Annotated in this window: 11 protein-coding genes; 7 read left to right on the forward strand and 4 right to left on the reverse strand. The window is 69.1% G+C overall.

The genetic code is table 11. The annotated features are described in order from the left end of the window. Window positions 1-3 precede the first annotated feature (3 nt). The 4 genes from OG976_RS21850 to OG976_RS21865 are packed head-to-tail and all read left to right on the forward strand — an operon-like array spanning window position 4 to window position 3,701. Complete coding sequence (locus OG976_RS21850) at window positions 4-717, forward strand: enoyl-CoA hydratase (protein ID WP_328353519.1); 714 nt, start codon at window positions 4-6, stop codon at window positions 715-717. Between the two features lie 10 nt (window positions 718-727). Beyond that, on the forward strand, window positions 728-1,792 hold the full coding sequence (locus OG976_RS21855) for a methyltransferase domain-containing protein (protein WP_328353522.1): 1,065 nt from the start codon (window positions 728-730) through the stop codon (window positions 1,790-1,792). Then, on the forward strand, window positions 1,750-2,964 hold the full coding sequence (locus OG976_RS21860; protein WP_328363880.1) for a THUMP-like domain-containing protein: 1,215 nt from the start codon (window positions 1,750-1,752) through the stop codon (window positions 2,962-2,964). Before OG976_RS21855 ends, OG976_RS21860 begins: the two co-directional genes overlap by 43 nt. A gap of 59 nt (window positions 2,965-3,023) precedes the next feature. Beyond that, window positions 3,024-3,701, forward strand: coding sequence for an esterase (locus OG976_RS21865; protein WP_328353525.1), 678 nt, complete (start codon window positions 3,024-3,026; stop codon window positions 3,699-3,701). A 3-nt stretch (window positions 3,702-3,704) separates the two neighbouring features. Here OG976_RS21865 and OG976_RS21870 read toward each other — a convergent pair whose 3' ends face one another. Further along, entirely contained in the window at window positions 3,705-4,991 is a 1,287-nt protein-coding gene (locus OG976_RS21870; RefSeq protein ID WP_328353528.1) for an outer membrane protein assembly factor BamB family protein, read from the reverse strand. An 88-nt stretch (window positions 4,992-5,079) separates the two neighbouring features. Here OG976_RS21870 and OG976_RS21875 point away from each other — a divergent pair, with 88 nt between their 5' ends. Further along, window positions 5,080-5,817, forward strand: a complete 738-nt coding sequence (locus OG976_RS21875) for an acetyltransferase (RefSeq protein WP_328353531.1) — start codon at window positions 5,080-5,082, stop codon at window positions 5,815-5,817. Window positions 5,818-5,942: 125 nt separating this feature from the next. On the opposite strand, the gene OG976_RS21880 is transcribed toward OG976_RS21875, so the two are convergent. From OG976_RS21880 to OG976_RS21890, 3 genes are all read right to left on the reverse strand, one after another. Continuing rightward, entirely contained in the window at window positions 5,943-7,181 is a 1,239-nt protein-coding gene (locus tag OG976_RS21880; RefSeq protein WP_328353534.1) for a glycosyltransferase family 4 protein, read from the reverse strand. A gap of 91 nt (window positions 7,182-7,272) precedes the next feature. After that, entirely contained in the window at window positions 7,273-8,868 is a 1,596-nt protein-coding gene (locus OG976_RS21885) for a glycoside hydrolase family 57 protein (RefSeq protein WP_328353537.1), read from the reverse strand. Next, window positions 8,865-9,641, reverse strand: coding sequence for a class I SAM-dependent methyltransferase (locus OG976_RS21890; protein ID WP_328353540.1), 777 nt, complete (start codon window positions 9,639-9,641; stop codon window positions 8,865-8,867). The genes OG976_RS21885 and OG976_RS21890 overlap by 4 nt, the downstream gene beginning before the upstream one ends. Before the next feature lie 206 nt (window positions 9,642-9,847). Here OG976_RS21890 and OG976_RS21895 point away from each other — a divergent pair, with 206 nt between their 5' ends. Together OG976_RS21895 and OG976_RS21900 are read left to right on the forward strand one after the other, a co-directional pair. Continuing rightward, window positions 9,848-10,648, forward strand: coding sequence for an electron transfer flavoprotein subunit beta/FixA family protein (locus OG976_RS21895; protein ID WP_328353543.1), 801 nt, complete (start codon window positions 9,848-9,850; stop codon window positions 10,646-10,648). 38 nt (window positions 10,649-10,686) lie between these two features. Next, entirely contained in the window at window positions 10,687-11,643 is a 957-nt protein-coding gene (locus OG976_RS21900; protein ID WP_328353546.1) for an electron transfer flavoprotein subunit alpha/FixB family protein, read from the forward strand. Window positions 11,644-11,661 lie beyond the last annotated feature (18 nt).

Below are 11,661 nucleotides of genomic sequence, written 5' to 3' on the forward strand. Positions count from 1 at the left end.
CACGTGCGCGAGTTCGTCAGCATCCACGTCGGTGAGCAGTATCCGGGTATCGGCGTGCTGCTGCTGGCCCGCACGCCCACCAACGCCCTGACCCGGCAGGCCTACCGGGAACTCACCTCGGCGGCAGCCGAAGCCGGCGGTCGCGACGACATCGCCACGGTCGTGCTCTTCGGCGGCCACCAGATCTTCTCCGCCGGCGACGACGTTCCGGAGCTGCGGACCCTGGACCGCGCCGAGGCCGAGGCCGCCGACCGGGTGCGCCGGGAGGCGATCGACGCCGTCGCGACGATCCCGAAGCCGACGGTGGCCGCGATCACCGGCTACGCGCTGGGCAGCGGACTGAGCCTGGCGCTGGCCGCGGACTGGCGGATCAGCGGCGACAACGCCAAGTTCGGAGCCACCGAGATCCTGGCCGGGTTGGTACCCGGCGGCGGCGGGTGTGAACGGCTGGCCCGTGCCGTCGGGCCGGCCCAGGCCAAGGAACTGGCGTTCAGCGGCCGGTTCGTCGACGCCAAGGAGGCCCTAAGCCTGGGACTGGTCGACGAACTGGTGGCCCCCGACGACGTGTTCGACGCAGCCGCGGCCTGGGCGGGCCGGTTCGTCGACGTCGCGCCGGCCGCACTTGCGGGCGTCAAGGCCCTCGTCGGCGGCAACCTAAATGCCAGTGAGCAGGCACAACGCTACGGTGAGGTCTTCGCCGCGGGTGCGGGCAGTTAGGCTGCCCTCCATGACGACGAAGGACTCCGGCACCCTGCCCGATGTCGCGGGCGACCCCGCTCCGGCGCCCGATGTCGCGGGCGACCCCGCTCCGGCGCCCGATGTCGCGGGCGACCCCGCTCCGGCCCCCAATCCGCATGCCACCGCGGAACAGGTCGAGGCTGCGCTCAAGGACAGCAAGCTGGCCCAGATCCTGTATCACGACTGGGAAGCCGAGACCTACGACGACAAATGGTCGATCTCCTACGACAAGCGCTGCGTCGACTATGCGCGCAACCTGTTCGACGCCACCGTCCCGCCCGAGGAGTTGCGGGAGCTGCCCTACGACCGCGCGCTGGAGCTGGGCTGCGGCAGCGGCTTCTTCCTGCTCAATCTCATCCAGGCTGGGGTAGCCCGCCGCGGCTCGGTGACCGATCTGTCGCCGGGCATGGTCAAGGTCGCCACCCGCAACGGGCAGAACCTGGGCCTGGACATCGACGGCCGGGTCGCCGACGCCGAGGGCATCCCGTACGAGGACGACACCTTCGACCTCGTCGTTGGCCACGCGGTGCTGCACCACATCCCCGACGTGGAGAAGTCACTGCGCGAGGTGGTCCGCGTGCTCAAGCCCGGTGGCCGGTTCGTGTTCGCCGGTGAGCCGACCACTGTGGGCAATACCTACGCCCGCTCGCTGTCCACCCTGACCTGGCGGGTCGCCACCAACGTCACCAAGCTGCCCGGTCTGCAGGACTGGCGCCGGCCCCAGGCCGAACTCGACGAGTCCTCCCGCGCCGCCGCGCTGGAGGCCGTCGTCGACCTGCACACCTTCGACCCTGCGGACCTCGAGCGGATGGCCCGCAACGCCGGTGCCACCGAGGTGTCCACCAACACCACCGAGTTCACCGCGGCGATGCTGGGCTGGCCGCTGCGGACCGTCGAGGCCATGGTGCCGCCGGGCAAGCTGGGCTGGGGCTGGGCCAAGTTCGCGTTCAGCAGCTGGATCGGCCTGAGCTGGGTCGACGACAACCTGTGGCGCCGCGTGGTGCCCAAGGGCTGGTACTACAACGTGATGATCACTGGGGTCAAACCGTCCTGACCTTCGGGCTCGACGACGTCGCCTATCTGGCCAGCGACGCCGGCACCGCCGCACTCGCCGAGGTCGCCGGCTACCCGCTGACCGACCGGGTGGCCGACGTGGCCGCTATCCGGCAGCGTTTCGGCGAGCGGACCACCGTGCTCATCGAGACCACGCTGCTGCGCCGCAAAGCGGCCGTCAAGCTGGCCGGGCTGGCCGACGTCGCGGGATGGCTGTTCACCGACGAGGCCCTGCAACAGGCGACCGCGGCTCCGGTGGCGCAGCACCGGGCCGCGCGGTTGGCCGGTGCCGCGGTGCACGACGCCACCTGCTCGGTGGGCACCGAACTGGCCGCGCTGCGGGCCACCGCGTCGTTCGTGCTGGGCAGCGACCTCGACCCGGTCCGCCTGGCGATGGCCCACCACAACGTGCCCGATGTTCCGCTGTGCCGGGCCGATGCGGTGCGCCCGGTCAGCCGCGACACCGTCGTCCTCGTCGACCCGGCCCGGCGCAGCGGCGGGCGGCGCCGGTTCGACCCGCGCGCCTACAGCCCGCCCCTGGATGCGGTCATCGCGGCCTACCAGGGCCGGGCGACGGTGGTGAAATGTGCACCCGGTATCGACTTCTCCGCGGTGCGCGAGCTGGGTTTCGACGGCGAGATCGAAGTGACGTCAGCCGGGGGATCGGTACGGGAGGCCTGCCTGTGGTCGGCGCCGCTGGCCCAGCCCGGGGTGCGGCGGCGTGCCACGGTGCTCGACCGCGCCGAACAGGTCACCGACGCCGATCCCGACGACTGCCCGGCGGGACCGCCGGGGCGCTGGATCGTCGACCCCGACGGGGCCGTCGTGCGCGCCGGCCTGGTGCGCCAGTACGCGACCCGCCACGGGCTCTGGCAACTTGACCCCGACATCGCCTACCTCACCGGTGACCAGCTGCCACAGGGCGTGCGTGGCTTCGAGGTGATCGACGAAGTGCCGTTGCGGGAAAAGATATTGCGGCAGGCACTTTCACGCCACGACTGCGGTCCGCTGGAAATCCTGGTGCGCGGCGTCGACGTCGACCCCGATGCGCTGCGGCGGCGGTTACGGCCCAGCGGCTCGGCACCGCTGTCCCTGGTGATCACCCGCATCGGCGCCGGCCCGTCCGAACGCACGGTGGTCTACCTGTGCAGAGCATCCGCCGGCGCGGCATAGCCCGGGTACGCTGGCGGCGACGGCGCCGGGGCCGTCTTCAGCGCGAGGATTGTCGACGTATGCGCATACCGAATCTGGCCGCACTGCTGGCTGCGGGTGTCCTCCTGGGCGCACCCACCATCGCGCAAGCCGGTGCCCAGACCGACTGCGCGGCGTTCGGGGGCACCCTCGAGGCGGGCAACATCTGCCACGTCAACGCCACAGCGCCCACCTACACGATGGACGTCGAGTTCCCGACCGACTACCCCGACGAGCAGGCCGTCGTCGACTACCTCGCACAGAACCGCGACGGCTTCGTCAACGTCGCCCAACCCGGCTCGCGGAATCTGCCCTACGAGATGGACGTCACCTCACAGACATTCACCTCGGACCAGACCCGCAGTGTGGTCCTCAAGTTGTTCCAGGACGTCGGTGGCGCGCACCCGACCACCTGGTACAAGGCCTTCACCTACAACGTCGGCCGAGGCAAGCCGGTCACCTTCGACACGTTGTTCGCCGCCGGCGCCAAGCCGCTGGCCGCGATCTTCCCGATCGTGCAGCGTGAACTGGAACGCCAGAGCGGGCTCACCGGCGTCATCTCCACCGGCGACGGGATGGACCCCTCGCACTACCAGAATTTCGCGATCACCGACGACGCCGTGATCTTCTACTTCGGCCAGGGTGAGCTGCTGCCGTCAGATGCCGGCGCCACATCGGCTTCGGTACCGCGCAGTTCGCTTCCGCCGCTTGCGCTCTGAGGCTCAGGCGGGGTCGAAGCTGTACAGCTGGCCCGCGCTGGTGGCCACCACCACCCGCCGGTCGTGGCCCACCGAGACACCGACCGGGTAGCCGTCGGCCTGCGGCAGCGGATACTCCTTCAGCGTGCGCCCGTCGGCGAGGTCGAACGCCAGCAGTGACAGACCCGCAGCGGCCGTGGCGACCACCGTGTAGGCGACCTCGGCACCGGCCTGACTGGAGGTGGCCAGCGGTGCGACGTCGTCGCGACGCCACAGCACCTCGGCGCGATCACCGGCATCTTTGAGGGCGACCAGGCCCGTGTCGGGCCCGCCGCCGGCCACGATCACCCCACCCGGCCCGATCGAGGGCGGTGTCTGCGGCTGGAAGCCAAGGCTCACAGACCATTTCGCCTTACCGTCCGCGGCATTCAGCGCCCACAGCTCACGGTTGCGGCCGGTGACGTAGACGGTTTTGCCGTCCCCGGAGAGCACCGGAGCGGCGATCACCCCGGCGGCGACCGCATCGCTGGTCCACTCCTTGGTGATCAGCGGGGTCTGGCCGGGGTGGTACTGCAGGCCGACCAGAACCGAAGCCTTGGCATCGGGTTGCCACACACCGAGCACGATCGTGTCGGTCGCGGCGGAGAAGGCCGGCGGCGCCGATACCGGGCACTGGGGTAGGGCCTGCGGGCAGTCGGTCAGGCCCCGGGTGGAGTCGGTGGGATCCAGACCCGCGACGAGATCCATCGGGGTTCCGGTGACTGTGCCGCGATGGCTGTCGAAGACCAGAACCTGGCCGAGGTGGGTCACCACCAGAAGTTGACCCCCACCGAGAAACCTTGTGGTGGTGGGCATTCCGATGACATTCTCGCGCCAGCGGACCCACTGCGTCGGCGGGTAGGACAGCATCAGGCCGGGCTGGCCGATGTAGAGGTTGTCGAACTGGTCGAACAGCGGGCTGGCGAACCCGCCGCCGAGCACCATCCGCGTGCACCAGCGTTGGCGGCCGTTGTTGTCGATCTCCCACACCATCAGCGAGCAGCCGCCCGCGGTCTGTCCGTTGACCGCGAGGTAGGAGCCCGAGCCCAGTGCGGCGCCGGCGTCGAGGTCGCCCTTGACCGAGCGGCTCCACGCCAGCTTCAGGTCCGGGGTGCCTGCGGTGGCGGTGTAGCTGGTGTTGGCGGCGTCGGCATACTGGGCGGCCCAGCCCTGCGCCGAGGTGGAATCCACCCACGAATCGGTGGTGCCGCACCCGGCGGAGACGCTCACCAGCAGCGTCGCCGACGCGAACGCGAGCAATCGCCGCAGCACTCGAGCCACCTTCCCATCACGCCATCGCGCCTCTGCGACAGTACAGGCGAGGGTAACGCGAGTGGGGTAGGCGTTAGGCTCTCAGGCCATGACGACGATGTGGGGCGCGCCGATCCACAAGCGCTGGATGGGTTCGCGGCTTCGTGACCCGCGCCAGGCGAAGTTCCTCACCCGGGATTCGCTGAAGTGGGTGATCGCCAACCGCGCCTACACCCCGTGGTACCTGGTGCGGTACTGGCGGCTGCTGAAGTTCAAGCTGCAGAACCCGCACATCATCACCCGCGGCATGGTGTTCCTCGGTAAGAACGTCGAGATCCACGCCACCCCTGAGCTGGCTCAGCTCGAGATCGGCCGCTGGGTCCACATCGGCGACAAGAACACCATCCGGGCGCACGAGGGTTCGCTGCGGTTCGGCGACAAGGTGGTGCTCGGCCGCGACAACGTCATCAACTGCTACCTCGATATCGAACTCGGCGACTCGGCGCTGATGGCCGACTGGTGCTACGTCTGCGACTTCGACCACAAGATGGACAACATCGAGTTGCCGATCAAGGACCAGGGCATCGTCAAGAGCCCCGTGCGGATCGGCCCGGACACCTGGATCGCCACCAAGGTGACGGTGCTGCGCGGCACCACCGTTGGCCGTGGCTGCGTGCTGGGTGCCCACGCCGTGGTCAAGGGCGACATCCCGGACTTTTCGATCGCTGTCGGCTCCCCGGCCAAGGTGGTCAAGAACCGCAAGCTGGCGTGGGAGACCTCGGCGGCGCAGCGCGCCGAGCTGGCGGCTGCGCTGGCCGACATCGAACGCAAGAAAGCCGCCCACTAGGGCCCCTCTTTGTCGCGAGCAGACGCGAAATCGCATAGATCGGGCCTGTTCCGTGCGAGTTTGCGTCTGCTCGGCAGCTGCGGCGGCGGCTGCGGCCGTACTGCTGCTCGCGATCGCCTAGTCGCTCAGTCCGAACGGCCGGGCAGTGCGTGCTCGATGATCGGCCGGCGCGGCTGGGGTTCGCGTTCGCGGCGCTTGGCTGCCAGGTAGACCTGGGCGGTCTCGGCGGCGACGGTATGCCAGTCGAAATCCGACGTCAGACGTTGCCGGGCGGCCACCGCGCGGCGCTGTGCGCCCGCCGGGTCGTCGAGCACGGTGCGCACCGCGGCGGCCAGTGCGGCGACGTCACGAGGCGGGCAGGACACGCCGGTCTGCCCGCTGATCACCGCCTCACCCAGGCCGCCGACGTTGGAGGTCACCAACGGAATGCCGGCTGCCGCTGCCTCCAGCGCGACGATCCCGAACGGCTCGTAATGGCTGGGCAGCACGGCAACATCGGCGCGGTGCAGCAGATGCAGGAGCTCGTCGTGGTCGGCGCGGCCGACGAACTGAACTGCCTTGAGCACCTTGTGTTTCCGCGCCACCTCGATGAGCCACTGCTGCTGGGTGCCGTCGCCGGCAACGGTCAATGTGGTACCCGGATGGGCGCGACGGATCCGCGGCAGCGCGGCGATGGCCTCGTGGACGCCCTTCTCGTACTCCAGGCGACCGAAGAACAACAGCTCCGCCGGGCCGTCGTGACGGCGGCGGCGGGCGAACGGCCAACGGCTGGAATCGATTCCGTTGCAGATGACGCTGATCTCGGCCAGCCCGGGGCCGAACAGTTCGGAGATCTCGTCCGACATCGAGGCCGAGCACGCGATCAGCGAGTCGGATTCGCGGACGAACCAGGACTCGATGGCATGAACCTGCCGGCTGATCTTGCCCGCCACCCAACCCGAGTGCCGACCAGCTTCGGTGGCATGCACCGTGGAAACCATTGGTACGTCGAAGAACTCGGCCAGCGCGATTGCCGGGTGGGCGACCAGCCAGTCGTGGGCGTGCACCACGTCGGGCTGCCAGCCCTTGGCGTGCAGGGTGAGACCGGCGCGAACCATGGAATGGCCCATCGCCAGCGTCCAGGCCATCAGGTCGCGGCCGAACTCGAACTCGTGCGGGTCCTGCGCGGCGGCGATCACCCGCACCCCGTCGTGGGTTTCGTCGGTGGTGGGGTGGGTGTACGGGTCGGTGCCTGTCGGCCGCCGTGACAGCACCACCACGTCATGTCCGTCTGCGGCCAGGGCGGTCGCCAGGTGATGGACATGCCGGCCCAGCCCGCCGATGACCACCGGCGGGTACTCCCACGACACCATCAGGATCTTCATCGGGGATCCACCTGGCGCGAGGGTGCGCCAACTGATCGCTCCAGCGGCGTGTCGGCGTACCGACACGCACGCTCGCGAGAGCCGGAGAGCCTCATCGGGGCAGCCGCCGCGCGTCGAGGGCGCCGAAGAGTCCGTCGGCCCGGTTCCAGCCCTGTGCCAGCCGTTCGGCGGCATCGCGGCGGCCACCGGCCAGCGCGTCGGCGATCTCGCGGGTGGCGTGCGCGTGCAGATGAGCGCGGTAGCGCGCGTAGTCGGCGGCGGAGTCCTTGCTGACCATGAACGGCCAGTCGCTGGAGACGGTCAGCAGGGTCTCCCGCAGGATCTGGTCGGCGACGACGTCGCGGGCCGGGGCGGTGTTGGTCTGCGCCAGCGCCTTGTCGACGCATGTCAGCGCGGTGTCGACCACCTCGGCGTTCAGCGCGACCAAGTCGGCCACCTTCTCGCCGGCCCACACCTGCCAGTCCTTGCCGGAACCCCATGAGCTGGGCGGCAAGTCGACCGGTGTGCCGACGAACCCGTTGGCCATCGCATCGTTGAGCGTGCCGAGGCGCACCCCGGCTTCGGGCAGCGCGCGCAGCAGTCGCTCGAGCCAGGCCGGGCCCTCGTACCACCAGTGCCCGAACAGTTCGGTGTCGAAGGCGGCCACGACGTGTGCCGGACGGCCGATGCGCTCGGATTCGGAGATGAGGCGCTGACGGACCAGTGCGACGAAGTCGGCGACGTGGGCGTCGATGGCCCGGTCCGCGCGCACCGGGTCGTAGGGGGCCTTGTCCTCGGAGGTGACGTTGCGGCCGGTGACCCGGGCGGGCTTGAGCCCGGTGATGTGGTCGTAGGTGTGGAAGTCGCGGTAGGCGGCATGCCCGGGATAACCGGATTTGGGCGACCACACCCGGTAGCTGACCTGCAGATCGCGGCCGAAAGCCACGACGTCGGATTCGCCGACGGGCCGGCCCAGTGCGGTGTCGCCGTGCAGCGAGGGCCCGTCGACCATGAAGTGGTTGACGCCGGCGGCGGCGTAGTCGTACTCCATGCCGGGCGCGTAGGCGCACTCCGGAGCCCAGATGCCGGCCGGGGTGTGGGCGAATCGCTGGTGGGCGTCGGCCAGGCCCTCGCGCAGCGCGAACTCCCGCAGCCGCGGGTTGAGCAGCGGCTGGAACGGATGCGCCAGCGGTCCGCCAAGCAACTCCACGGTGCCGGCGTCGATGAGTTCGCGCAGCAGGGGGCTGGCGCCGTGGCGCCACAGTGTGGTGAAGTCCTCCAGCGCACGACTGGCTTCGTCGTATTCACGAATTCCGAACTGGCGCAACGCTTCCGGTGTGGTAGCCGTGCCGTCGGCGGCGCCGGTCGGGGTATGCAGATGAGCCGCCTCGAGCGCGCGTAGCTGCCAGTTGGCCAGCCAGTGGTGCATACCGTCCAGGCAGTACGGGTCGTCGAGCTGGGCGGTCACCACCGGGGTCATGCCCAGCGTGACCAGTCCGCGCCTGCCCTCGGCGGCCAGCGTGCGCAGCACGCGCATCAGCGGTAGGTAGGCCGCCGACCACGATTGGTAGAGCCACTCCTCGCCGACCGGCCAGCGCCCGTGGTGGGCCAGCCAGGGCAGGTGGGTGTGCAGGACCAGGGTGAACTGGCCGGGGACTTCCGGCGGGCAGGAGCGAAGCGACCCGGGGGTTGGATTGAGCTTGTTCACGGGCGCACCGCGATCGCCACCAAGTCCAGACTCTCGTCGATATCGCGCTCGCCCGCGTCGAGCAGCTCGAAGTCCTCGCACTGCACCGCGGTCACGTCGGCCAGCAGGTCGTCGGCCCACGGGGCATCGGCCACGGCGCGGTCGATCTGGGCGCCGATGATCGACCCGCCGTGGCGGGTGTCCATCTCCACCAGGCGCGGCCCATGGAAGACCCCGCTCATCGACTGCATCCGGAAACCGCCGTCGGTGAGCAGTTCGGCCAGCTCACCGGCATTGAGTTCGCGGGTGTGGAACGGGTTGACCGGGGTGTCCAGACCGGGGGAGAAGGTGATCCGGTTCGGGGTCGACATCAGCAGCACGCCGCCGGGACGCAACACGCGTAAGCATTCCGTCACGAACTGTGGCTGATCCCACAAATGCTCTATGACCTGGTAGTTCACCACAACGTCAACCGAAGCATCCGGCAGCGGCAGCGACGCCAGATTGGCCGCCAGGACCTCGACGCGAGGGTAGCGCGCCCGGACGTGGGCAACCGCTGCGGCGTCGTAGTCCACCGCGATCACGCGACGTGCCACATCGGCGATCAGATCGGCGCCGTAGCCCTCCCCACAACCGGCCTCAAGCACGTCACGACCTGCGCAAAGACCGCTCAGACGGCGATAGACCACCTCGTGTCTGCGGAACCAGTAGTTCTCTTCCGCCAGACCCGGGATGGTCCGCTCGCCGGTCAACGGCAAGCCGCCGCTGCCCGGGTCAGTCTCAGATGCGCTCATTGCAAGGCAGGCTAACCCGAACTCGGCGGATCGCGAACCGGTCGGGCACCGATGGGCTGCAAGAACACAAACTTCGCTCAGCTATGGTGTTCGTGCGAACCACTCAAAGTTACCGGTCGGTAACATGGTGTGAGTTGCGGAAGTGACCCAATGTCTTGCGTCCACTCTCGGCGCAGGACGCCTGCCAGGAGGACGTAGGAAGACTCATGACGAACATCGTGGTCCTGATCAAACAGGTCCCAGACACGTGGTCCGAGCGCAAGCTGTCCGACGGTGACTTCACGCTTGATCGCGAGGCCGCCGACGCCGTGCTGGACGAGATCAACGAGCGCGCCGTCGAAGAGGCGCTGCTGATCAAGGAAAAGGAAGCCGCCGACGGCGTGGAGAGCACGGTGACCGTGCTGACCGCCGGGCCGGAGCGTGCCACTGAGGCGATCCGCAAGGCGCTGTCCATGGGTGCCGACAAGGCCGTGCATCTGCTCGACCCGGGCCTGCACGGCTCGGACATGGTGCAGACCGGGTGGGCACTGGCCCGCGCGCTGGGCGCCATCGAGGGCACTGAGCTGGTCATCGCCGGCAACGAGGCCACCGACGGCACCGGCGGCGCTGTCCCGGCCATCATCGCCGAGTACCTCGGCCTGCCTCAGCTGACGCACCTGCGCAAGGTGACCGTCGAGGGCGGCAAGATCACCGGTGAGCGTGAAACCGATGACGGTGTGTTCACCGTCGAGGCTTCGCTGCCCGCCGTGATCAGCGTCAACGAGAAGATCAACGAGCCGCGCTTCCCCTCCTTCAAGGGCATCATGGCCGCCAAGAAGAAGGAAGTTGCCACCCTGACGCTGGCCGAAATCGGCGTCGACGCCGACGAGGTCGGGCTGGCCAACGCCGGCTCGAAGGTCCTGGCGTCCACCCCGAAGCCCCCGAAGACCGCGGGCGAGAAGATCACCGACGAGGGCGAGGGCGGCAAGAAGATCGCCGAGTACCTGGTCGCTCAGAAGATCATCTAGAACCGACCACCCCCGAGAACAAGAGGCGAACAACCGCTATGGCTGAAGTATTGGTGCTCGTCGAGCACTCCGAAGGCGCGGTGAAGAAAGTCACCGCCGAGCTCATCACCGCCGCCCGCGCACTGGGCGAGCCGTCTGCTGTCGTGGTCGGTGCCCCCGGCACCGCGGCCCCGCTGGTCGACGACCTGAAGGCCGCCGGCGCGGCCAAGATCTACGTCGCCGAGTCGGCCGACGCGGAAAGCTACCTGGTCACGCCGTACGTCGACGTGCTCGAGTCGCTGGTCGAGTCGGCCTCCCCGGCAGCCGTGCTGCTGGCCGCCAACGCCGACGGCAAGGAGATCGCAGGCCGGTTGGCCGCCCGCATCGGTTCGGGTGTGCTGTCCGACGTCATCGAGGTCAAAGAAGGCGGGGTGGGCATCCACTCGATCTTCGGTGGTGCCTTCACCGTCGAGGCCCAGGTGAGTGCCGAGGTTCCGGTGATCACCGTGCGTCCGGGTGCCGTCGAGGCCGCACCCGCCGCCGGCGCCGGCGAGCAGGTCACCGTCGAGGTGCCTGCACCGGCCGAGAACGCCACCAAGATCACCTCGCGCCAGCCGGCCGTGGCTGGTGACCGTCCCGAGCTCACCGAGGCCAGCGTGGTGGTTTCCGGTGGCCGTGGCGTCGGCAGTGCCGACAAGTTCACCGTCGTCGAGGATCTCGCCGACTCGCTCGGTGGTGCGGTCGGCGCTTCGCGTGCCGCCGTCGACTCCGGCTACTACCCGGGCCAGTTCCAGGTGGGCCAGACCGGCAAGACCGTGTCGCCGCAGCTGTACATCGCCCTGGGTATCTCCGGAGCGATCCAGCACCGGGCCGGTATGCAGACGTCGAAGACGATCGTCGCGGTCAACAAGGACGAAGAGGCGCCGATCTTCGAGATCGCCGACTACGGCATCGTCGGCGACCTGTTCAACGTCACGCCGCAGCTCACCGAGGCCGTCAAGGCTCGCAAGGGCTGAGTCCGCTTCACCAAAAGA

Source organism: Mycobacterium sp. NBC_00419, assembly GCF_036023875.1.
Lineage (GTDB): Bacteria > Actinomycetota > Actinomycetes > Mycobacteriales > Mycobacteriaceae > Mycobacterium.

Bases quoted from the DNA above. Each gene is read 5' to 3' on its own strand.
- OG976_RS21855 (WP_328353522.1), top strand. From the start codon at position 728: ATGACGACGAAGGACTCCGGCACCCTGCCCGATGTCGCGGGCGACCCC.
- OG976_RS21895 (WP_328353543.1), top strand. From the start codon at position 9,848: ATGACGAACATCGTGGTCCTGATCAAACAGGTCCCAGACACGTGGTCC.
- OG976_RS21880 (WP_328353534.1), bottom strand. From the start codon at position 7,181: ATGAAGATCCTGATGGTGTCGTGGGAGTACCCGCCGGTGGTCATCGGC.
- OG976_RS21865 (WP_328353525.1), top strand. From the start codon at position 3,024: ATGCGCATACCGAATCTGGCCGCACTGCTGGCTGCGGGTGTCCTCCTG.
- OG976_RS21875 (WP_328353531.1), top strand. From the start codon at position 5,080: ATGACGACGATGTGGGGCGCGCCGATCCACAAGCGCTGGATGGGTTCG.
- OG976_RS21900 (WP_328353546.1), top strand. From the start codon at position 10,687: ATGGCTGAAGTATTGGTGCTCGTCGAGCACTCCGAAGGCGCGGTGAAG.
- OG976_RS21890 (WP_328353540.1), bottom strand. From the start codon at position 9,641: ATGAGCGCATCTGAGACTGACCCGGGCAGCGGCGGCTTGCCGTTGACC.